Genomic DNA, 19,382 nt, shown 5'->3' with positions numbered 1-19,382 from the left:
GTGACCACGATCGGCTTCTCGACAGACACGGACGTCCGCGAGGACCGCCGTACCGTCCCGACGGACGCCGGTGATCACGACCGGATGTCGCACTACGTCACCAAGGACAAGCTCACCGAGGCGATGGTGATGGGCACCCCGGTGGTGGCCCTGTGCGGCAAGGTCTGGGTCCCGAGCCGGGCGCCGGAGAAGTACCCGGTCTGCCCGGAGTGCAAGGAGATCTGGGAAGAGCTCGGCGGAGACGACAACCCGGACGACGGCGAGTGAGCGGCGCCGATCACGGCGCCGCGCTTCCCCGGACCGGGCTCGGTCCGGCCTGGCCCGAGCGGGCCGCATGGGGAACGGCGCCGTCGCTGCGCGCCTGGCAGGCGGCCGCCCTCACCGACTACCTCGAGCGGAGCCCGCGCGACTTCCTCGCCGTGGCGACGCCCGGCGCCGGCAAGACGACGTTCGCGCTGACCGTCGCCTCCGAGCTGATGAACCGGCGGGTCGTCGACCGGCTGATCATCGTCGCGCCCACCGAGCACCTCAAGACGCAGTGGGCGAACGCGGCCGCGAAGGCCGGCCTGCCGATCGACCCGAACTACTCGGCCGGCCAGGGCAAGATCTCCAAGGACTACGTCGGCGTCGCGGTCACCTACGCCGGTGTCGGCGTGAACCCGCTGGCGCTGCGGATCCGCACCGAGCGGTTCCGCACCCTGGTCATCCTCGACGAGGTGCACCACGCCGGGGACTCGCTGTCGTGGGGTGACGGCGTCCGTGAGGCGTTCGAGCCGGCGGCCCGCCGCCTGGCCCTGACCGGTACGCCGTTCCGCTCCGACATCAACCCGATCCCGTTCGTCAGCTACGAGCCCGGCGAGGGCGGGGTGCCGACCTCGAAGGCGGACTTCACCTACGGCTACGCCGACGCGCTGCGCGACCACGTGGTCCGCCCGGTGCTGTTCCTCGCCTACTCCGGCGAGATGAGCTGGCGGACGAAGGCCGGCGACGAGGTGGCCGCGAGCCTCGGCGGCCCGCTGACCAAGGACATGCACCAGCAGGCGCTGCGCACCGCGCTGGACCCCAAGGGCGCCTGGATCCCGTCGGTGCTCGCCGCCGCCGACAAGCGGCTGACCGAGGTGCGCCGCCACGTCCCCGACGCCGGCGGCCTGGTGATCGCCACCGACCAGGAGTCCGCCCGGTCCTACGCGAAGACGCTCAAGCAGATCACCGGCGAGCTGCCGACCGTCGTCCTCTCCGACGAGAAGGCCGCCTCGAAGAAGATCACCGAGTTCTCCGAGGACGGCGAACGGCGCTGGCTGGTCGCCGTCCGGATGGTCTCCGAGGGTGTCGACGTGCCGCGCCTGGCGGTAGGCGTGTGGGCGACGACGATCTCCACGCCGCTCTTCTTCGCCCAGGCCGTCGGCCGCTTCGTCCGGGCCCGGACCCGGGGCGAGATCGCCTCGGTCTTCCTGCCCTCGGTGCCCGGCCTGCTCAAGTTCGCCGGCGAGATGGAGGCCCAGCGCGACCACGTGCTGGGCAAGCCGCAGTCCGAGGACGGCGACATCTTCGCCGCCGAGGAGGACCTGATGGCCAAGGCGAACGCCTCGGAGAAGGCCTCGGGTGAGCTGGAGACCGGTCCGTGGGAGGCGCTGGGCTCCCAGGCCCGCTTCGACCACGCGCTCTACGAGGGCGCGCAGTTCGGCCACGAGGGCGAGGTGCAGGTCGGGTCGGAGGAGGAGATGGACTTCCTCGGCATCCCGGGCCTGCTCGAGCCGGACCAGGTCAAGGACCTGCTGCGCAAGCGGCAGGACGACCGGCGCAGCGCCCAGCGTGCTGCCCGTGAGTCGATCACGGCGAAGCCGGAGCCGGACACCGTCGCCGACGTGACCACCCACGAGCACCTCGCGGTGCTGCGCCGCGAGCTCAACGGCCTGGTCGCCTCCTGGTACCACCGGACCAACCAGCCGCACGGCGTCACCCACGCGGCGCTGCGCAAGCAGTGCGGCGGGCCGGCGGCCGCGGTGGCCACCGCGGACCAGCTGCAGCAGCGGATCGAGGCGATCCGCGAGTGGGCCATGCGTCGGACCTCCTGAGCCCGAGCCTGCCTAGGCAGGCCTAGGCAGGCCGCCCCCCGCGCGCGTAGCGTGCTGGGGGTGTCGACGGCGACCGAGCGGTCTCGCGTGTTGTCCACCCGACGGGATCGACGGCGGGCGCGGCTCCGCGGGCGCTGGCCGGCGGCCATCGCTCTCTGCCTGGTCGTCGCGCTGTCCTCCGTCGTACCGGGTCCGACGGCGTCGGCGGAACCAGCCTCCTCGCCTCGGTGGCGGGTGGCCGCGGCCTCCCTCGCCGCCGGCGGATCGCACACGTGCGCGTTGACCACCACCGGTGCGGTCCGCTGCTGGGGCTTCGGCGACACCGGAGCGCTGGGGTACGGCGACAGCCAGGCCGTGGGCGACGGGACGACGACGGGGATGGAGACCCCCGCCGCCGCCGGTGACGTACCGCTCGGCGGCAGGGCGGTGGCGATCACCGCGGGCGAGGATCACACCTGCGCGTTGCTGACCACCGATGCCGTCCGGTGCTGGGGCATTGGGGCCGACGGGAGGCTGGGGTACGGCGACACCTCGGGCGTCGGCGCCGGGAGCGTGGGCAACGAGACCCCGGCCGACGCGGGCGATGTGCCCCTGGGCGGGAAGGCGGTCGCGATCGCCGCCGGCGGCGCCCACACCTGCGCGCTGATGGCCACCGGCGCGGTGCGGTGCTGGGGCCGCGCGAACTCCGGCCAGCTGGGGTACGGCGACGCCGCGGACGTCGGGGGCGGGACGACGCCGGGGAAGGAGACCCCGGCCGACGCCGGGGACGTGCCGCTGGGTGGAAGGGCGGTCGCGATCACCGCGGGCGACGTCCACACCTGCGCGTTGATGGCCACCGGCGCGGTCCGCTGCTGGGGCTACGGGGGCCTCGCCGAGCTGGGGTACGGCGACACGGACACGGTCGGCGACGGCTCGGCGCCGGGGAAGGAGACCCCGGCCGACGCCGGGGACGTGCCCCTGGGCGGGAAGGCCGTCGCGATCACCGCCGGCGCTGGCCACACGTGCGCGCTGATGGCCACCGGTGCCGTCCGCTGCTGGGGGACCGGCTCCTTCGGGCGGCTCGGGTACGGCAACACCGACACCGTCGGCGACGGGAGCGTGCCCGGCAAGGAGACCCCGGCCGACGCCGGGGACGTGCCGCTCGGCGGCACGGCGGTCGCGATCACCGCCAGCCGCCTCCACTCGTGCGCGCTGATGAGTGCCGGCGGTGTCCGCTGCTGGGGCGCAGGCGGGTCGGGGCGGCTGGGCTACGGGGACCCGGTCGAGATCGGCGCCGGCCTGACCGTGCCGCCGGGTCGGGCAACCCCGGGCGACGCCGGCGACCTGCCGCTGGGCGGCACCGCGGTCGCGGTCGCCGCCGGTGGCGTGCACACCTGCGCGACGCTGACCACCGGTGCGCTCCGCTGCTGGGGCTTCGGGACCGCGGGGCGACTGGGGTACGGCGACGGCGACTCGGTCGGCGACGGCACGGTCGGCGGCAAGGAGACCCCGGCCGCCGCCGGGGACGTCCCGGTCGGGGCGGCGGTCCGGGTCCGCGCGGCCGTCCGGCTGTCGGTCCAGCGCCAGCCCCGGCGCGACCGCAAGCCGCCGTACGTCTACCGGGTGAAGGGCTCGCTCGCAGGCGCGTTCGCGGTCGACCCGGCCACCTGCGCGGGCACCGTGACGGTGCGCGCCATCAAGGGCAAGCGGCAGCTCGCGAAGGTGACCGTGCCGGTGCGCGACGGCTGCGGCTTCGTGGCGAAGGTGCGGATCACGAAGCGGGCGCTTCCGGTGCGGAAGAAGACCCGGGTCACGCTGACGGTGATCCACCCGCAGACCAGGAACCTGGGCGGCGCGCGGAAGGCGCTGAAGGTCTTCGTGCGCTGATCCGCGCGCCGCCGGTCGGGGTCCTCAGGCCTCCCGTGCCGCCGCGCCGAAGGGCTTGGCAGACGGGCCGGGCCGGCTGGTCACCTCCCGCGGGTCGGCCAGGTGGTGCCCGGCCGCGCAGTGGATCTCGACGTGCACCGGCGCCCCGCAGTCGCGGTGCACGAACTCGGTCGGCACCCCGGCCGGGTCGGCCAGGTGCGCGTCGCCCCAGCGGGTGATCGCGAGCAGGATCGGCTGCAGCTCCATCCCGATCTCGGTCAGCCGGTACTCGTGCCGGGTGCGGGCGCCCTCGTCCTGGTAGGGGACCCGGTGCAGGATGCCGTGCTCCACGAGCGTCGCCAGCCGGGCGGTGAGCACCTGACGCGGGATGCCGGCGTGACGCTGGATGTCGGCGAACCGGCGTACGCCGAGGAAGACCTCGCGCAGCACGACGACCGTCCAGCGCTCGCCGAGGATCGCCATCGCCCGGCCCAGGGAGCAGTTGTCCACCGACCAGGTGAGCGCGGTCGGGGGCGTCGAGGTCGACGGGGTGCCCATGGCTCCACCATAGCCCCTGGGTCTCGTTGACAGACCCAGGTTCTCGCTGGTTCGATGGGGCCATGGCTGAGTCTGTTGTCGAAACCCAGGTCGAAGGCAGTGGTTTCGACCCCGCCGCGCACGACGGCTACGAGCAGCTGTCCGCGATCATCGACGGCCGGCTGCCTCCGGCGCCGATCGCCGGCACGCTCGGCATGGTCAACTTCGAGATCCTCGACCGCGGCTCGGTCGCCGTCGAGCTGGTCCCCGAGCCGCGTCACTACAACCCGATCGGCAGCGTGCACGGCGGCGTCCACTCCACGCTGCTCGACACCGCCTGCGGCTGCTCGGTGCACTCCACCCTGGGTGTGGGGGAGGGCTACACCTCCCTCGACCTGTCCGTGAAGTTCCTCCGGGCCGCCACTGTCGACTCCGGTCGCCTGCGCGCGGTCGGCACGGTGCTCCAGCGCGGCCGTCGTACCGCGCTGGCCGAGGCGAAGCTGTACGACGCCCAGGACCGTCTCGTCGCCCACGCGACGTCGAGCTGCATGATCTTCAGCTGAGGCGGGCGCCCGGGCCCCCGCGGCCGGCTCGGCCGGCTCGCCGCCCGGGTGGATGACCCTGCGGCGCACGACCGGGGCCTCTAGGTTGGGGAGTGCAGGAGAGCGACCAGGGAGGTGGTGGCGATGAGCGAGCAGACGCACGCGGCGCAGGCGGCCCCGAGCGGTGATCGGTTGGCCGATCTTCGCCGGTGGAACATCGGATTGGCCGTTCTCCACGCGGCCCAGGCGGTCGCGGTCCTGGTGCTGGCCAGCGACTTCGCGATCACGGTGACCTCGTCGTACCCCCAGGGCCCTCCGGGGACCCCGGCGCCTGCGCCGGAGCCGCTCGTCGACGTCAACGTCGCGGTGGCGGTCGCGGTGTTCCTGGCGCTCGCCGCGCTCGACCATGCCCTCACCGCGACGGTGTTCCGCCGGCGGTACGAGGCCGAGCTGGAGCGAGGGTTCAACAGGTTCCGATGGATCGAGTACTCGCTGAGCGCCACCGTGATGGTGGTGCTGATCGGGTTCTACAACGGCATCACCGAGATCACGGCCGTGGTCGCGGTGGTGGGCGCCAATGTCGCGATGATCCTGTTCGGCTGGATCCAGGAGGTCATGAACCCGCCGGACCGGTCGCGCACGACCATGGTGCCGTTCTGGTTCGGCTCCCTGGTGGGCGCAGCGCCCTGGGTGGCGATCGTGATCAACGTGGTCGGCGCAGACACGGTCCCCGGATTCGTCTACGGGATCGTGGTCTCGCTGTTCGTGCTGTTCATGAGCTTCGCTGCCAACCAGTGGCTGCAGTACCGCCGCGTGGGTCGCTGGGCGGACTACCTCTTCGGTGAGAAGGCGTACCTGGTCCTGAGCCTGGTGGCGAAGTCGGCGTTGGCCTGGCAGATCTTCGGCGGCTCGCTGGCCTAGCGCCCCGCCGCGCTGGCATCTCCCGACGGGCGACCGAGCCGGCTGGTGGGCGACGTCGCCGGGCCCCGGGGTGCCTCGCCGCCCGTGCCGAGCGGCCGGGCGCGTGCCTCAGCCCTGGGCGTCTCGTCGCTCCTGGAGGCGCGCGCGAGCCTGGTCCAGGTAGGTCAGGCACGGGGCCTCGGCATCGGGGTGCCGGGAGGTGAGGTGGAAGATCCACCGATCCATCGCGGCCATGTAGCCGTTGTCCTCGCCCGGCCGCCGCGTGCTCCAGGCGCGGGTGCCGGTCCCGGGCCGCGGTACCTCGCACTGCGTGCACGAGATCTTGTAGGCGTAGGAGTCGTCGGGGCTCAGGTCGATGCGGACGACGGCCAGCGCCCCTGCCTCGGCGCTGGCCTTCCTCAGTCGGGCGGAGCGACTGGCGGGCATGGGGATCTCGTCTCGTGCTCGGGGATGGCTGCTCCAGCCTAGGCATCGATGAGGCATCCGGCTGCGGCGGGAGCGGCGGGACCGTCCGCCTCGGCCCGCGGATCCGGGTCGTGTGCCCCAGACATCGGGATGCCGGGGTCTCAGGCACACGACCCCGACCGGGCTGGCGCTCAGCACCCGCCACCCCGGCGCCGCGTCGAACGAACTCGGCGATGGGCACCTTCCCGCATGCTGACCTGTGCGAGCGCGAGGGGGATCGCCGGTGTCACATCGACCGGGCCGGCTCCTCGGTCGTCTCGGCCGTCGGCGTACGCCGCCTCCACCAGGTGGCCAGGGCCAGGCCGGTGATCACGTCCCACAGTCCCCACAGGGCGGCGACCAGGATCACGCCGCCGAGCTCACCGAAGAACGCCAGCGCCAGCACCAGGGCCAGGGCGGTGTTGCGCACCCCGAGCTCGAAGGTCATCGCCCGGGTGCCGGCGACGGGCAGTCGCAGCGCGCGGCCCGTGCCGTAGCCGGTGGCCAGGGCGATCGCGTTCTGCAGCAGGATCGGCGCGGTAACGACGCCGGCGTAGGTGATGATCGTGCCGCCCTTGGTGGCCAGGCCGCCGACGATGATCAGCAGCAGCATCGCCAGGGCGGCCGGCTCGACGAACCGTGAGCCGCGGGCCGCGATCGCCGGCCACTTCCAGGCGACGAACAGGCCGGCGGCGAAGGGGAGGCCGATCAGCAGCGCGACCTCGCCGACCATCTCCCACGGGTCGAGCGAGATCTCGGTCAGCAGGGCGTCGGCGGCGGGGTTGAGGCTGCTCCAGAAGGCCAGGGCCACCGGGGTGACCGCCACGGCGAGCACGTTGGAGGTGCCGGTCATCGAGATCGACAGCGCGACGTCGCCGCGGGCGCGATGGGTCAGGATGTTGGAGAGGTTGCCGGCCGGGCAGCAGGCCACCAGCAGCATGCCGATCGCCACCGAGCCGCGGACGTCGAGGGCCAGCGTCAGGGCCAGCGTCAGCGCCGGGGCGACCAGGTACTGGGCGACCAGCCCGACCGCGATCACCCCGGGGCGTCGTACGACGTCGCGGAAGTCGGCCAGGTGGGTGTCCAGGGCGATGCCGAAGATGAAGAAGGCGATGATCACCTTCGAGGCGTTCTGGAGCGCGGTCCCCGGGTCGGTCGACGCGTGGTCGAGGTCGGTCACCCAGGTCACGATCTCCGGCACCAGCATCCGCATTCCCTCCCAGTGATGTGGGTCACAGCGTGGAGGGATGGTGGTCGCTTGGCAAGGGGATTCATGACATTCGTCTGCCAAGTGGCAGTCGAGTGACATTTGGCTCGATCGAGGTTAGTGTCCCGGCCATGGATCGACCGGTCGTGCCGTCCCGCGTCGCTGGAGCGACGCCCTCCTTCGTCGACTACCCGGTCGCGCCCGACGGCGCGCCCAACGTGGTCGTGGTGGTCCTCGACGACGTGGGATTCGCACAGCTGGGCTGCTTCGGCTCCACCATCGCCACGCCGAACATGGACCGGCTGGCCGCCCGCGGCCTGCGCTACAACCGGTTCCACGTCACCGCGGTCTGCTCCGCATCCCGGGCCGCGCTGCTCACCGGGCGCAACCACCACGCGGTCGGCATGGGGGTGACCGAGGAGGCCGCGCTCGGCTTCCCCGGCTACACCGGCCGGATCCCCGCCTCCGCCGCCACGCTGGCCCGGGTGCTGCGCGACGGCGGCTACAACACGATGGCGGTCGGCAAGTGGCACCTGACGCCGAAGACCGACTACTCCGCGGCCGGCCCCTACCGGCACTGGCCGCTGGCGATGGGCTTCGAGAGGTACTACGGCTTCCTCGGCGCGGAGACCAGCCAGTGGGCCCCCGAGCTGGTCCGCGACAACACCCACGTCGACCCGCCCCGGACGCCGGAGGAGGGCTACCACCTCACCGAGGACCTCGTCGACGAGGCGATCCGGATGGTCCAGGACCAGCAGCAGGCCGAGGCGCGCAAGCCGTTCTTCCTCTACCTCGCCCCGGGCGCCGCGCACGCGCCGCACCAGGTCCCCGAGGAGTGGGTCGAGCCGTACGCCGGCGCCTTCGACGGTGGCTGGGAGGCCTGGCGCGAGCAGGTCTTCGAGCGCCAGGTCGCGGCCGGCGTCGTGCCCGAGGGCACCGTGCTGCCCGAGCGCCCGGCGTGGATCCCCGACTGGGACGAGCTGCCGGCCGACCAGCGGCGGCTCTTCGCGCGCTACATGGAGGTCTTCGCCGGGTTCATGACCCACACCGACCACCACCTCGGTCGGCTCTTCGACTACCTCGAGGAGCGGGGGATCGCCGACGACACCCTGGTCATCGTCACCTCCGACAACGGCGCCAGCGGCGAGGGCGGCACCACCGGCACGCTCAACGAGGCGGCCGGGTGGCTCGGCCACGGGGAGAGCGTCGAGGAGTCGCTGGCGCGCATCGACGACATCGGCGGCCACGACGGCTACAACCACTACCCGTTCGGTTGGGCCTGGGCCGGCAACACCCCGCTGCGGATGTGGAAGCGCTACTCCTGGCTCGGCGGCACCCGGACCCCGCTGATCCTCGACTGGGGCGCTCGGGTCCGCACCCCCGGAGCGGTGCGCGACCAGTTCTGCCACGCCGTGGACGTCTTCACCACCGTGCTGGAGGCCGCCGGCATCCCGGCGCCCGACGCGGTGGACGGGATCCCGCAGCAGCCGATCGACGGCGGCTCGATGCTGCCCTCGGTCGACGACGCGGGCGCCGCCGAGCACCGCGGCGTCCAGTACTTCGAGATGATGGGCTCGCGCGGCATCTACGCCGACGGCTGGAAGGCGGTCACCGACCACGTCCCCAACCAGTTCGGCGAGCGCGAGGTGATCGCCGGCAGCCACGACTTCGGCACCGACCGCTGGTCGCTGTTCCGGCTGACCGACGACTTCTCCGAGGCGGTCGACCTCGCGGACGACCACCCGGACGTCGTACGGCGCCTGGAGGAGCTGTGGTGGGCCGAGGCCGGTCGCAACCAGGTGCTGCCGCTGTTCGAGTTCCCGGACTCGATGGCCCACATGCACCCCGGGGCCTTCCCGCAGCCGGGCCGCGCCTGGTTCACCCCTGGGGGTGGGCCGGTGCACGACAGCCAGCTGCCGATGACCGTCGGCGGCTTCGAGATGCGTGCCCGGATCGTGGTCCCCGACGGCGGCGCCGAGGGGGTGGTCACCGCGATCGGCGACCGCCACGGCGGCTGGGCCTGGTACCTCCTGGACGGTCGGCCGGTGGCGACCTTCGCGATGTTCGACGGTGCGGTCCGCCTCGCCACCGAGCAGCCGCTGGCTCCCGGCCCGCACGAGCTCTCCCTGCAGTACCTGCCGGGGACCGAGCCGAGGGCCGCACTGCTGGTCGACGGCGAGGAGTGCGCGAGCGCGCCGCTGCCCGGCCTGTTCTTCTTCCCGAACCTCTCCACCGGGGCGGTCGGGATGCTGGTGGGCCGCGATCGGGGACTCTCGGTCAGCGAGGACTACCGCCCGCCCTTCGCCTTCACCGGGGACCTGCTGGAGGTCGAGCTGGTCGCCGGTCGGCCGGGCGTCCAACCCGACGACGGGGCCCGGCTGCGCGCCGCGGTCGCCTCGGACTGAGACCGACCGAGCCCCGACCGAGCCCCGACCGAGCCCCGACCGAGCCCCGACCGAGCCCCGACCGAGCCCCGACCGAGGAGGCCGCCGATGCCCGACCACGCGCCGATCCCGCTCCCGCCGCCCGGCCTGCGCGAGCGGCGCAAGCAGGTCACCCGACACGCCCTCGAGCTGGCCGCGCTCCGGCTCTTCGCCCGGGACGGCTTCGCGGAGACCACGGTGGAGGCGATCGCCGCGGAGGCGGGCGTCTCCACCCGTACCTTCTTCCGCTACTTCGCCACCAAGGAGGACGTCCTCAACCCGCTGCGCGAGATCCGGCAGGGGATGCTCCGCGAGGAGCTGCTGGCGGTGCCCGAGGACGCCGGCGACCTGCTGTCGGTGGCCGTCGCCGGGCTGTGCCGGATGGCCCCCGACTTCGAGGGCGAGGGCGACGTCGTACGGCTGTGGGCCCAGGCCGCCTACTCCTCGGCGCTGCTGCGTGGGCGGCTCTACGAGGTGCTGCTCTCCTGGGAGGACAAGATCCGCCGGGCGCTCGCCGAGCGGGCCGGTGTCGCCGCCGATGCGCCGGAGGTGGTCGCCGCCGCGGCCGCCGCGGTGGCCCTGTGGCAGCACGCGGTCGAGCGGTGGCAGGCCGACCTCGAGAGCGATCAGCCCGAGCATGACCTCGCCGGTCACCTGCGGGCGCTGCACGCCGCCCTGCGTCCCTAGGCGTCTGCTCGATGCTTCCCGCGGCGTCGGTGCCGGCGTCGGCGCCGCGGTGAAGACTGATCCCCATGACGACCTACGTCGCGTTCCTGCGCGCGATCAACCTCGGTGCGACCCGCAAGTTCCCCCGGGCCGCGATCGTCGCGGCCACGGAGGCGGCGGGCTTCGACGGTGTCGCCACGCACATCAACACCGGCAACGTCCGGCTGGACACCGCGATGCGGTCGCGGGCCCGGATCGAGTCGGCGCTGGAGGCGGCGTACCGGGCGGAGGCCGGGTTCGAGGTGCCCACCATCGCCTTCACCGCCGCCGAGCTGGCCGCGGTCGCCGTCGTCGCCGACGCGCTCGACCACCACGGGCGGCACTACGTCTCCCTGCTCAAGGCCGAGCCCACCGCCGCGACCCTCGCGGCGCTGGAGGAGGCGATCGGCGCGGCCGGCGTGGACGGCGAGCGGGTGCACGTCGAGGGGCGCGCGGCGCACCTCCTGCTCGCCGAGGGCGAGAGCCAGTACCACACCGCCAAGCTCTCCAACGCCTTCCTCGAGCGCCACCTCGGGGTGGCCACGAACCGGAACGTGACGGTGGTCAGGACGCTGGTGCGGAAGTGGTGCTGACCAGTCCGGCGGGTGCGGCGACGGGGGTGCGGACCGGGGCCCGCCGCAGGTGGCGCACCGCGGGCGAGCACAGCAGGAGCAGCGCGATCGCGACGTAGGCGACTCCCGCGACCAGGATCATCGGTTGGACGCCGAAGGCCGCGCCCAGCGGGCCGAAGGTCAGCTGGCCGACGGGGATCGCGACGAACGAGCCGAGCATGTCGTAGGAGTAGATGCGCGAGAGCATCTCCTCGGGCACGTGCTCCTGCATCGACAGGTCCCAGCCGAGGCCGAACACCTCGACCCCCGCCCCGGCCGCGACCGCCGCGAGCAGGACCACCCACAGCTCGTCGGTCAGTCCGAGTGCGAGCATCGGGAGGCCGAAGGCGGCCACGCCGAAGGTGCCCCAGAACAGCGGGCGCTCCAGCCGGACGCGGGTGAAGGCGAGGCTGGTCACCAGCAGTCCGACCGCGGTCGCCGACGCGATCAGGCCCCAGCCGGCCGCACCGATCGCGCCCTGCTGGGCATAGACCGGGCCGAGGGTGTTCTGGCCGCCGCTCTGCAGTGCGTTGAGGGCGCCGAAGGTGGGCACCGCCGTCAACAGCCACGGGGTGGCCCGGAAGAACGCCCACCCGCGGCGCAGGTCCTCGACCATGCTGGCGCGCGCCGCGTGTCCGAGGCGCGCGGCCGCCGGCATCCGGATGCGCAGCAGGAGGGCGGCGGAGGCCAGGTACGCCGCGCCGTCCACGGCCAGTGCCCACCCCGGTCCGGCGGTGGCCACCAGCACGCCGGCCGCTGCGGGTCCGAGCGCCATGATCGTGTTGCGCAGCATCGAGTTCAGCACGTTGGCCTGCTGCAGCTCGGCGCGGGGCACCAGCTGCGGCAGGAGGCTGGCCAACGCCGGCTGGTTCGCGGCGGCGACCGTCCCGTTGACAGCGGTCAGCGCCACCAGGTGCCAGACCTCGGCCGATCCCGAGAGCACCAGCGCGGCGATGGTGAGCTGGCTCAGGCCCGAGGCGACGTTGCCGACCTGGATCACCAGCGCGCGCCCGAACCGGTCGGCGAGCACCCCGCCGAGCAGCAGGAACGCGATCATCGGGATGCTGTGGGCGGCGAGCACGGCGCCCAGCGCCCCGGGCGAGTCGCTGACGTGGAGGACGGCGAAGGCGAGGGCGATCGAGCCCATCGTTCCGCCGAGCAGGTTGATGGCCCGGGCGGCGACGTACCAGCGGAAGGCGGCGTGGCGCAGCGGTGCCAGCGCCGCGGGACGAGCGCTCACCGGTGGTCCTCGGGTGCGTCATCGGGGCCCATCCGGAACGCGGCCACGGTCAGGCTGGTGCGGATCGTCCCGGCGGAACGGGGGCGCCGGGCGCTGTCGTGCAGCAGGTACGACGCCTGCTGGACGAGGCTGCGGACGCGGTCCCAGACCTCCGGCTCGACCCACAGTTCGGCGTCGGTGAACAACGCGCCCTCGGGCTCACGGTCCTCGAGGCGGCGCAGCATCTCGTCGGACATCGCCCGGACGTCCAGCGGGAGCTGCTCCTGGTCGGCCGGGGGCTCCGGGTGGTCGGTGCGGTAGCGGTAGCGCTTGGCCACGCCGCCCCGGATCCGCTCCTCGCCCTCGACCACGATCAGGTCCGCGTCGTGCAGCTGGCGCAGGTGGTAGGAGGCGTTGGCGTGGCTGATCCCGAGCTCGCGCGCGACCTCGGCGGCGCTCATCGCGGCGCCGGTGAGCAGCGAGAGGATCCGCAGGCGCAGCGGGTGGGCGGTCGCCCGCAGCGTGCTCGTGCCCGGGTGCTGGCTCGGTCGTTCCACCATGACTACTCCCCAAGATGTCTTTGGGAGTATTCGACCATCGGGACCGGGAACTGTCAAACACTTCTTTGGGGGTGGTGCCGGCCGGCGCCCCGAGGCGGTGTGCCACCATGGAGCCGTGACGACCGCGAGCCCTGTCAAGGCCGATCCGGGCGTCGAGGAGGACCTGACGCCGGACGCGATCACCGTTGCCGACACGCCGTGGGTGACCGTGGTCTGGAACGACCCGGTGAACCTGATGTCCTACGTCTCCTACGTGTTCACCTCGTACTTCGGCTACTCCAAGAAGAAGGCGGAGAAGCTGATGCTGGAGGTGCACGAGGAGGGCCGTTCGGCGGTCAGCAGCGGCAGTCGCGAGGAGATGGAGCGCGACGTGCAGGCGATGCACGAGTACGGGCTCTGGGCGACGCTCCAGAAGTCCGACTAGAAGCCGACGAGAAGTTCAGTGAGGTCAGGCCCAACCATGGCGGGTTTCGTCCGGCATCGCCGGAGCAAGCAGATCATCGCGACCTTCTCGGCCTTCGAGGCCGATCTGTTGCGCTCCCTGGCGGCGCAGCTGATCGAGCTGCTGCACAACGAGGCGGCCGTCCCGGCGCGCGACGACGATCCGCTCGCCGCGCTGCTCGACTTCAGCGGTCCCACCACCGAGCCCGACGACCCGGTCCTGCAGCGGCTGCTGCCCAATGCCTACCGGGGGGACGCGGAGGCCGCCGGCGAGTTCCGGCGGTTCACCGAGAACGGCCTGCGCGACTCCAAGTCCCGCGCTGCGGTCACCGTGATCGAGACGCTGGAGGAGGCCGGTCTGCCAGACGAGCCCGAGGGGCCGGAGGCCGAGGCGATCACCCTCGACGTCGAGCTCGACCAGGCGCAGGCGCAGGTGTGGATGCGCTCGCTCACCGACCTGCGGCTGGCGCTGGCCACCCGCCTCGGCGTCGTCGAGGGGGACGAGGACTACTGGGCCGGGCTGCCCGACGAGGACCCGCGCGCCCAGGCGCACCACATCTTCGAGTGGCTCGGCTTCCTGCAGGAGACCCTGGTCCACGCCGTCTCCGGCCGGCGCTGACGCGCGGCTCGCGCTCGGGGCCTGTCCGTGGCGCGGGCGGATTCCGTCGCAGCAGACCGGACCGCCTAGGCTGGGTTCGTGTTGCGGATCGACCAGGCGACGTACGACGCCATCGTGGAGCATGCCAAGCGGGACCACCCGGTGGAGGCGTGCGGAATGGTCGTCGGCCCGATCGGCTCGGACTCCCCGGAGCGGTTCATCGAGATGGTGAACGCCGCGGGCAGCCCGACCTTCTACGAGTACGACTCGACGGACCTGCTCGAGCTCTACAAGGAGATGGACGACCGCGACGAGGAGCCGGTGGTCATCTACCACTCCCACACCGCCACCGAGGCGTACCCGAGCGTCACCGACATCAACCTGGCCGGCGAGCCCGGAGCGCACTATGTGCTGGTCAGCACACGCGAGCACGGGAATAACGACGGCCCGGTGGAGTTCAGGTCCTACAGAATCACCGACGGCGTCGTCACCGAAGAACCGGTGGAGATCGTCCCGACCCTCGCGAGGAGCGAATCCTGATGGCCATCGAGGTCCGAATCCCGACCATCCTGCGCACCTACACCGGCGGCGAGAAGGCCGTCACCGGTGAGGGTGAGAGCCTGAGCGCGCTGATCGACTCGCTCGAGGCCGGCCACCCGGGCATCAAGGAGCGGCTCATCGACAACGGCGACCTGCGCCGTTTCGTCAACATCTACATCAACGACGAGGACGTCCGCTTCCTCGGCAGCCTCGAGGCGACGCTGGCCGACGGTGACCAGGTGGTCATCCTGCCGGCCGTCGCCGGCGGCTGAGAGAGGCCGCCGCGGGTGAGCACGCGACGTACGTTCGTCCTCGTCGACGGCGAGAACATCGACGCCACCCTCGGCAACTCGGTGCTGGGCCGCCGCCCGGCACCGGAGGAGCGGCCCCGCTGGGAGCGGATCACCGACTTCGCTGAGCGGATCTGGGGGCAGCCGGTCACCGGTCTGTTCTTCCTGAACGCCTCCACCGGCAGCCTGCCGACGTCGTTCGTGCAGGCGCTGCTGGCGATGAACTACCGCCCGGTGCCGCTGTCGGGCAGCGCCGACGAGAAGGTCGTCGACGTCGGTATCCAGCGCACCCTCTCGGCGCTGCTCGCGCACGAGGACGCCGACGTCCTGCTGGCCAGCCACGACGCCGACTTCGCCCAGCACCTGGGCGAGCTGATCGGCGGCGAGCGGCGCGTCGGCCTGCTCGGGTTCCGCGAGTTCACCAGCAGCCAGCTCACCTCGCTCGGCGTCCCGATGTTCGACCTCGAGGACGACATCAAGGCGTTCAACCTGCCGCTGCCGCGGGTGCGGATCATCCCGCTGGCCGAGTTCGACCCCGAGTACTTCCTGCGCTGAGCCCGACCGTCCGGCCGCGCGTCCCCTCCGAAAGGCATCCGACTTCCATGACCCGCTTCGACAACCTGCTATCCTCCGTCGGCGGTACGCCGTTGGTCGGGCTGCCCAGGCTGTCGCCCTCGCCCGAGGTGCGGATCTGGGCGAAGCTCGAGGACCGGAACCCGACCGGCTCGATCAAGGACCGCCCCGCCCTGAAGATGATCGAGGAGGCGGAGAAGGACGGCACGCTGCGCCCCGGCTGCACCATCCTGGAGCCCACGTCGGGCAACACCGGCATCTCGCTGGCGATGGCCGCCAAGCTCAAGGGCTACCGGATCGTCTGCGTGATGCCGGAGAACACCTCCGAGGAGCGCCGGCTGCTGCTGCGGATGTGGGGCGCCGAGATCGTCTCCAGCCCGGCCGCGGGTGGCTCCAACGAGGCCGTGCGGGTGGCGAAGCGGATCGCGGCCGAGCACCCGGACTGGGTGATGCTCTACCAGTACGGCAACGCCGCGAACGCGCTGGCGCACGAGGAGGGCACCGGTCCCGAGCTGCTCGCCGACCTGCCCTCGATCACCCACTTCGTGGCCGGCCTCGGCACCACCGGCACCCTGATGGGTGTCAGCCGGTTCTTCCGCGGCGCGAAGCCCGACGTCCGGATCGTCGCGGCCGAGCCGCGCTACGGCGAGCTCGTCTACGGCCTGCGCAACCTCGACGAGGGCTTCGTCCCCGAGCTGTACGACGCCTCGCTGATCGACACGCGGTTCTCGGTCGGTCCGCGCGACGCCGTGCGCCGGGTGCGCGAGCTGCTCGAGATGGAGGGGATCTTCGCGGGCATCTCGACCGGTGCGATCCTGCACGCCGCGCTGGGCCAGGCCGCCAAGGCGGTCAAGGCGGGGGAGCCCGCCGACATCGCGTTCGTGGTCTGCGACGCCGGCTGGAAGTACCTGTCCACCGGCGCCTACGAGGGCACCATCGACGACGCCGAGGACCGCCTCGAGGGTCAGCTCTGGGCCTGAGCCCCCAGCGGCGACCGCACCCCGGCGGCGCCCCCGGGCCTCACCGGGTCCAGTCGAGCCCGTGCTGGCGGTTCCAGCGGCTGGCCGGCACCGGTCGCAGGCCGAGCAGGTCGGTGGCGACGTTGGCGACCTCGCCGTTGCGGATCGGCTGGCGGCCGTCGAACCCGGGGCGCCCCCTGCCCGGGTCGGTCCGGGTGCCGGTGTTCATGGCGTACAGGTCTCCGCGGTCCACCCCCGGTCCCCAGACGAGGAACGGGACCCGGTAGTTCGCCCGCACGTCCGCGTCCCCGTGGTCACCGGTGCCCGGCCGGCCGCCGTGGTCGGCGGTCAGCACGATCCGGGTCGAGGCCAGGGCGGGGCGTCGTTCGATGGTGCGCAGGACCTTCGCGACCAGGCCGTCCAGGGTGCGGACCGCGTCCAGGTAGGCGGCGCTCATCCACCCCTCCCTGTGCCCCGTCTGGTCCGCCAGGCCCAGGTGCAGGAAGGTGAAGGCGCGGTCGTGCCGGACCAGGTCCCGTCGCAGGGCCCGGACCAGGAGCGCGTCCTCCTCCTCACGGATCACGCTGCGGTCGATGGCCGCGGGCCAGGACCGCTCGAACAGCGAGAACTTGGTCTTCGTCGAGAAGAGCGCGGTGCCACCGCCGGCCCGGTGGACGACCTTGAAGACCGAGGAGATGCGCGGGACGCCCGAGGACTCCTGGATGGTGGTGCCGGGCTCGTCGCTGTTCCAGGTGACGCCGTGGCCGCGGTGCGCGGCGTCGATGCGGCGACCGGTGACCATGCTGGAGTGGTTCGGCAGCGTCACCGTCTGCTCCACCTGGGCGCGCGCGTTCAGCGTGGAGGCGCCCTGCCGCAGCAGTCGGTGCAGGGCGGGCGTCCCCGCCCGGCCGAGCCGGGTCAGCGCGGTCGGGTTGAGACCGTCCAGCGAGATCGCCAGCACCCGCCCGTGCGGGGCGACCCGGGTGGCCGCCGGCGCCGGCTCCGGGGTCGCCGACGGCTCGGCCGCGGCGACGCCGGCGACCGCGCCGGCGCCGAGCGCCCCGGCCAGCACGAGCGCGGCGGCCCGCCGGAGGGTGCCGGCGCGTCCGGTGCGGGGTCGGCCCCCGAGGCGGCGTGCGGGCAGGCGTGCCGGCAGGTGAACCGGGGCGGGCGTGGGCCGGGACGTGGGGAGCGTCACGCCGCCGAGCCTACGGCGCGTGACCTGCGTCCTGAATCCGGCCCACCGGTGTCGCGACGCTTTAGGGTGGGACGGTGCAGCGCCAGGACCACGTCGATGTGGACGCCCCGATCGGGATCTTCGACTCCGGATTCGGCGGCCTCACGGTCGCCCGATCCGTGATCGACCAACTGCCGCACGAGTCGATCACCTACCTCGGGGACACCGCGCGCCAGCCCTACGGCCCGAAGGCGATCGCCGAGGTCCGCGAGTACGCCCTGGAGTGCCTCGACCACCTGGTCGACCAGGGCGTCAAGGCGCTGGTGATCGCGTGCAACTCGGCCAGCGCGGCGATGCTGCGCGACGCCCGCGAGCGCTACGACGTGCCCGTGGTCGAGGTGATCCTGCCGGCGACCCGGCGGGCCGTCGCGGCCACCCGCAACGGCCGGGTCGGCGTGATCTCGACCCGGGCCACCGCCGAGTCGATGGCGTACGACGACGCGTTCGCCGCCGCGCCCCAGCTGACGCTGACCACCCGCGCCTGCCCGCGCTTCGTGGACTACGTGGAGGCGGGCGTCACCGGCGGCGACGAGCTGCTCGCCGTGGCCCACGAGTACCTGGACCCGCTGATCGAGCTCGACGTGGACACGCTGATCCTCGGCTGCACCCACTACCCGCTGCTGACCGGCGTCATCTCCTACGTGATGGGCGACGACGTCACCCTGGTCAGCAGCGCCGAGGAGAGCGCCAAGGAGCTCTACCACGTGCTCGCCGACCGCGGGCTGATGCGGCCGACCGGCGACCCGACGTACGCGTTCTCCACCACCGGCTCGCCGGACGAGTTCGCCACCATCGGACGCCGCTTCCTCGGCCCGGAGCTGGTCGCGGCGGCGCAGTTCGCGGGAGGCCTCGCATGAGCGTGCCGCAGGGCGGGATGAGGGTCACCGTCGTCGGGTGCTCGGGCTCCTACCCGGGGCCGGACTCCCCGGCCAGCTGCTACCTCGTCCAGGCGGTCGACGAGGAGGACCCCGCCCGGGTGTGGACCCTGGTCCTCGACCTCGGCAACGGCGCGCTCGGCGCCCTGCAGCGCTACGTCGACCCGCTGGCCGTGGACGCGGTGCTGATCAGCCACCTGCACGCCGACCACTGCGTCGACATGACCAGCTACTACGTGCTGCGCAAGTACCACCCGAGCGGGTCGCAGCCGCGGATCCCCGTGTGGGGGCCGAAAGGCACGGCGCGCCGCCTGGCCCGGGCCTACGACCTGCCCAAGTCGCCGGGCATGCGCGAGGAGTTCGAGTTCCGCAGCTTCGGCGAGCCGTTCCGGATCGGCCCGTTCACCGTCGAGCCCGCCGCGGTCGACCACCCGGTCCCGGCCTGGGCGATGCGGGTCTCGGCGTACGGCAAGGTGGTCGCCTACAGCGGCGACACGGGCCCCACGCCGGCCCTGCTCGACGTCGCCGCCGACGCCGACCTGTTCCTCTGCGAGGCCTCGTTCCGCGACGGCGACGACAACCCTCCGCACCTGCACCTGACCGGCGTCGAGGCGGGGGAGACCGCGGCGAAGGCCGGGGTCCGCCGCCTGGCGGTCACCCACGTGCCGCCGTGGCACGACGCCCAGGAGATGCTCGCCGAGGCGCGCTCGTCGTACTCCGGTCCCTGCGAGCTGGCGCGCGCGGGCGCCGTCTACGACCTGTAGACCGTCCAAATCCCGC

At 72.9% G+C, this 19,382-nt stretch carries 22 protein-coding genes; 16 read left to right on the top strand and 6 right to left on the bottom strand.

The genetic code is table 11. From position 1 onward, the window contains the following. Nucleotides 1-9: 9 nt before the first annotated feature. From E8D34_RS10305 to E8D34_RS10295, 3 genes are all read left to right on the top strand, one after another. The gene (locus tag E8D34_RS10305) at nucleotides 10-267 is read left to right on the top strand and encodes a DUF3039 domain-containing protein (RefSeq protein WP_240771284.1); all 258 of its coding nucleotides are present in this window, start codon (nucleotides 10-12) and stop codon (nucleotides 265-267) included. Nucleotides 268-353: 86 nt separating this feature from the next. Next, a complete protein-coding gene (locus E8D34_RS10300) occupies nucleotides 354-2,075 on the top strand; it encodes a DEAD/DEAH box helicase (RefSeq protein WP_240771283.1) in 1,722 nt (573 codons plus the stop codon). Nucleotides 2,076-2,354: 279 nt separating this feature from the next. Beyond that, nucleotides 2,355-3,941 (top strand): hypothetical protein, encoded by a 1,587-nt coding sequence (locus E8D34_RS10295; protein ID WP_168929396.1) that lies wholly within the window; start codon nucleotides 2,355-2,357, stop codon nucleotides 3,939-3,941. Nucleotides 3,942-3,965: 24 nt separating this feature from the next. Here E8D34_RS10295 and E8D34_RS10290 read toward each other — a convergent pair whose 3' ends face one another. Next, nucleotides 3,966-4,478: a helix-turn-helix domain-containing protein gene (locus E8D34_RS10290; RefSeq protein ID WP_136594535.1), complete on the bottom strand. Its 513-nt coding sequence runs from the start codon at nucleotides 4,476-4,478 to the stop codon at nucleotides 3,966-3,968. A gap of 62 nt (nucleotides 4,479-4,540) precedes the next feature. On the opposite strand from E8D34_RS10290, the gene E8D34_RS10285 reads away from it, so the two are divergent. Together E8D34_RS10285 and heR are read left to right on the top strand one after the other, a co-directional pair. Then, nucleotides 4,541-5,020, top strand: coding sequence for a PaaI family thioesterase (locus E8D34_RS10285; RefSeq protein WP_136594534.1), 480 nt, complete (start codon nucleotides 4,541-4,543; stop codon nucleotides 5,018-5,020). A gap of 123 nt (nucleotides 5,021-5,143) precedes the next feature. Next, nucleotides 5,144-5,920 carry a heliorhodopsin HeR gene (gene heR, locus E8D34_RS10280; RefSeq protein ID WP_136594533.1) on the top strand — a complete coding sequence of 259 codons (777 nt, stop codon included), beginning with the start codon at nucleotides 5,144-5,146 and terminating at the stop codon, nucleotides 5,918-5,920. Between the two features lie 108 nt (nucleotides 5,921-6,028). On the opposite strand, the gene E8D34_RS10275 is transcribed toward heR, so the two are convergent. Next, nucleotides 6,029-6,346 (bottom strand): hypothetical protein, encoded by a 318-nt coding sequence (locus E8D34_RS10275; RefSeq protein WP_136594532.1) that lies wholly within the window; start codon nucleotides 6,344-6,346, stop codon nucleotides 6,029-6,031. A gap of 265 nt (nucleotides 6,347-6,611) precedes the next feature. Then, nucleotides 6,612-7,571 carry a bile acid:sodium symporter family protein gene (locus E8D34_RS10270; protein WP_136594531.1) on the bottom strand — a complete coding sequence of 320 codons (960 nt, stop codon included), beginning with the start codon at nucleotides 7,569-7,571 and terminating at the stop codon, nucleotides 6,612-6,614. A gap of 131 nt (nucleotides 7,572-7,702) precedes the next feature. Between E8D34_RS10270 and E8D34_RS10265 the strand changes: the two genes are divergently transcribed. The 3 genes from E8D34_RS10265 to E8D34_RS10250 all read left to right on the top strand — a co-directional run bounded on the left by E8D34_RS10265 (nucleotide 7,703) and on the right by E8D34_RS10250 (nucleotide 11,292). Continuing rightward, nucleotides 7,703-9,976 carry an arylsulfatase gene (locus tag E8D34_RS10265; RefSeq protein WP_136594530.1) on the top strand — a complete coding sequence of 758 codons (2,274 nt, stop codon included), beginning with the start codon at nucleotides 7,703-7,705 and terminating at the stop codon, nucleotides 9,974-9,976. An 87-nt stretch (nucleotides 9,977-10,063) separates the two neighbouring features. After that, nucleotides 10,064-10,681, top strand: a complete 618-nt coding sequence (locus E8D34_RS10255; protein ID WP_136594529.1) for a TetR/AcrR family transcriptional regulator — start codon at nucleotides 10,064-10,066, stop codon at nucleotides 10,679-10,681. Between the two features lie 65 nt (nucleotides 10,682-10,746). Then, nucleotides 10,747-11,292, top strand: a complete 546-nt coding sequence (locus tag E8D34_RS10250) for a DUF1697 domain-containing protein (protein ID WP_136594528.1) — start codon at nucleotides 10,747-10,749, stop codon at nucleotides 11,290-11,292. Here the strand turns inward: E8D34_RS10250 and E8D34_RS10245 are convergent. Both E8D34_RS10245 and E8D34_RS10240 read right to left on the bottom strand, forming a co-directional pair. Next, nucleotides 11,264-12,550 carry an MFS transporter gene (locus E8D34_RS10245; RefSeq protein WP_136594527.1) on the bottom strand — a complete coding sequence of 429 codons (1,287 nt, stop codon included), beginning with the start codon at nucleotides 12,548-12,550 and terminating at the stop codon, nucleotides 11,264-11,266. The genes E8D34_RS10250 and E8D34_RS10245 overlap by 29 nt on opposite strands. Further along, nucleotides 12,547-13,089, bottom strand: coding sequence for a helix-turn-helix domain-containing protein (locus E8D34_RS10240; protein WP_136594526.1), 543 nt, complete (start codon nucleotides 13,087-13,089; stop codon nucleotides 12,547-12,549). The genes E8D34_RS10245 and E8D34_RS10240 overlap by 4 nt, the downstream gene beginning before the upstream one ends. Nucleotides 13,090-13,252: 163 nt before the next feature. Between E8D34_RS10240 and clpS the strand changes: the two genes are divergently transcribed. The 6 genes from clpS to E8D34_RS10210 all read left to right on the top strand — a co-directional run bounded on the left by clpS (nucleotide 13,253) and on the right by E8D34_RS10210 (nucleotide 16,511). Continuing rightward, nucleotides 13,253-13,513, top strand: a complete 261-nt coding sequence (gene clpS / locus E8D34_RS10235; RefSeq protein ID WP_240771282.1) for an ATP-dependent Clp protease adapter ClpS — start codon at nucleotides 13,253-13,255, stop codon at nucleotides 13,511-13,513. 36 nt (nucleotides 13,514-13,549) lie between these two features. Then, on the top strand, nucleotides 13,550-14,149 hold the full coding sequence (locus tag E8D34_RS10230) for a DUF2017 domain-containing protein (protein WP_136594524.1): 600 nt from the start codon (nucleotides 13,550-13,552) through the stop codon (nucleotides 14,147-14,149). 78 nt (nucleotides 14,150-14,227) lie between these two features. Further along, on the top strand, nucleotides 14,228-14,668 hold the full coding sequence (locus tag E8D34_RS10225) for a M67 family metallopeptidase (RefSeq protein ID WP_136594523.1): 441 nt from the start codon (nucleotides 14,228-14,230) through the stop codon (nucleotides 14,666-14,668). Then, nucleotides 14,668-14,940: a MoaD/ThiS family protein gene (locus tag E8D34_RS10220; protein ID WP_136594522.1), complete on the top strand. Its 273-nt coding sequence runs from the start codon at nucleotides 14,668-14,670 to the stop codon at nucleotides 14,938-14,940. The genes E8D34_RS10225 and E8D34_RS10220 overlap by 1 nt, the downstream gene beginning before the upstream one ends. A gap of 15 nt (nucleotides 14,941-14,955) precedes the next feature. Then, entirely contained in the window at nucleotides 14,956-15,513 is a 558-nt protein-coding gene (locus E8D34_RS10215) for an NYN domain-containing protein (protein ID WP_136594521.1), read from the top strand. Between the two features lie 47 nt (nucleotides 15,514-15,560). Next, on the top strand, nucleotides 15,561-16,511 hold the full coding sequence (locus E8D34_RS10210; protein WP_136594520.1) for a cysteine synthase: 951 nt from the start codon (nucleotides 15,561-15,563) through the stop codon (nucleotides 16,509-16,511). A gap of 40 nt (nucleotides 16,512-16,551) precedes the next feature. On the opposite strand, the gene E8D34_RS10205 is transcribed toward E8D34_RS10210, so the two are convergent. After that, nucleotides 16,552-17,688, bottom strand: a complete 1,137-nt coding sequence (locus E8D34_RS10205; protein ID WP_136594519.1) for an alkaline phosphatase family protein — start codon at nucleotides 17,686-17,688, stop codon at nucleotides 16,552-16,554. A 74-nt stretch (nucleotides 17,689-17,762) separates the two neighbouring features. Here E8D34_RS10205 and murI point away from each other — a divergent pair, with 74 nt between their 5' ends. Then, entirely contained in the window at nucleotides 17,763-18,584 is an 822-nt protein-coding gene (gene murI, locus E8D34_RS10200; protein ID WP_136594518.1) for a glutamate racemase, read from the top strand. Beyond that, the gene (locus E8D34_RS10195; RefSeq protein WP_240771275.1) at nucleotides 18,581-19,366 is read left to right on the top strand and encodes an MBL fold metallo-hydrolase; all 786 of its coding nucleotides are present in this window, start codon (nucleotides 18,581-18,583) and stop codon (nucleotides 19,364-19,366) included. Before murI ends, E8D34_RS10195 begins: the two co-directional genes overlap by 4 nt. Nucleotides 19,367-19,382: the final 16 nt, after the last annotated feature.

Origin of the sequence: Nocardioides sp. GY 10113, from assembly GCF_004919105.1 — a bacterium.
Taxonomy (GTDB): Bacteria; Actinomycetota; Actinomycetes; order Propionibacteriales; family Nocardioidaceae; genus Nocardioides.
The sequence above is the reverse complement of the archived record's forward strand: the minus strand, read 5'-3'. Positions and strand labels throughout refer to the sequence as shown.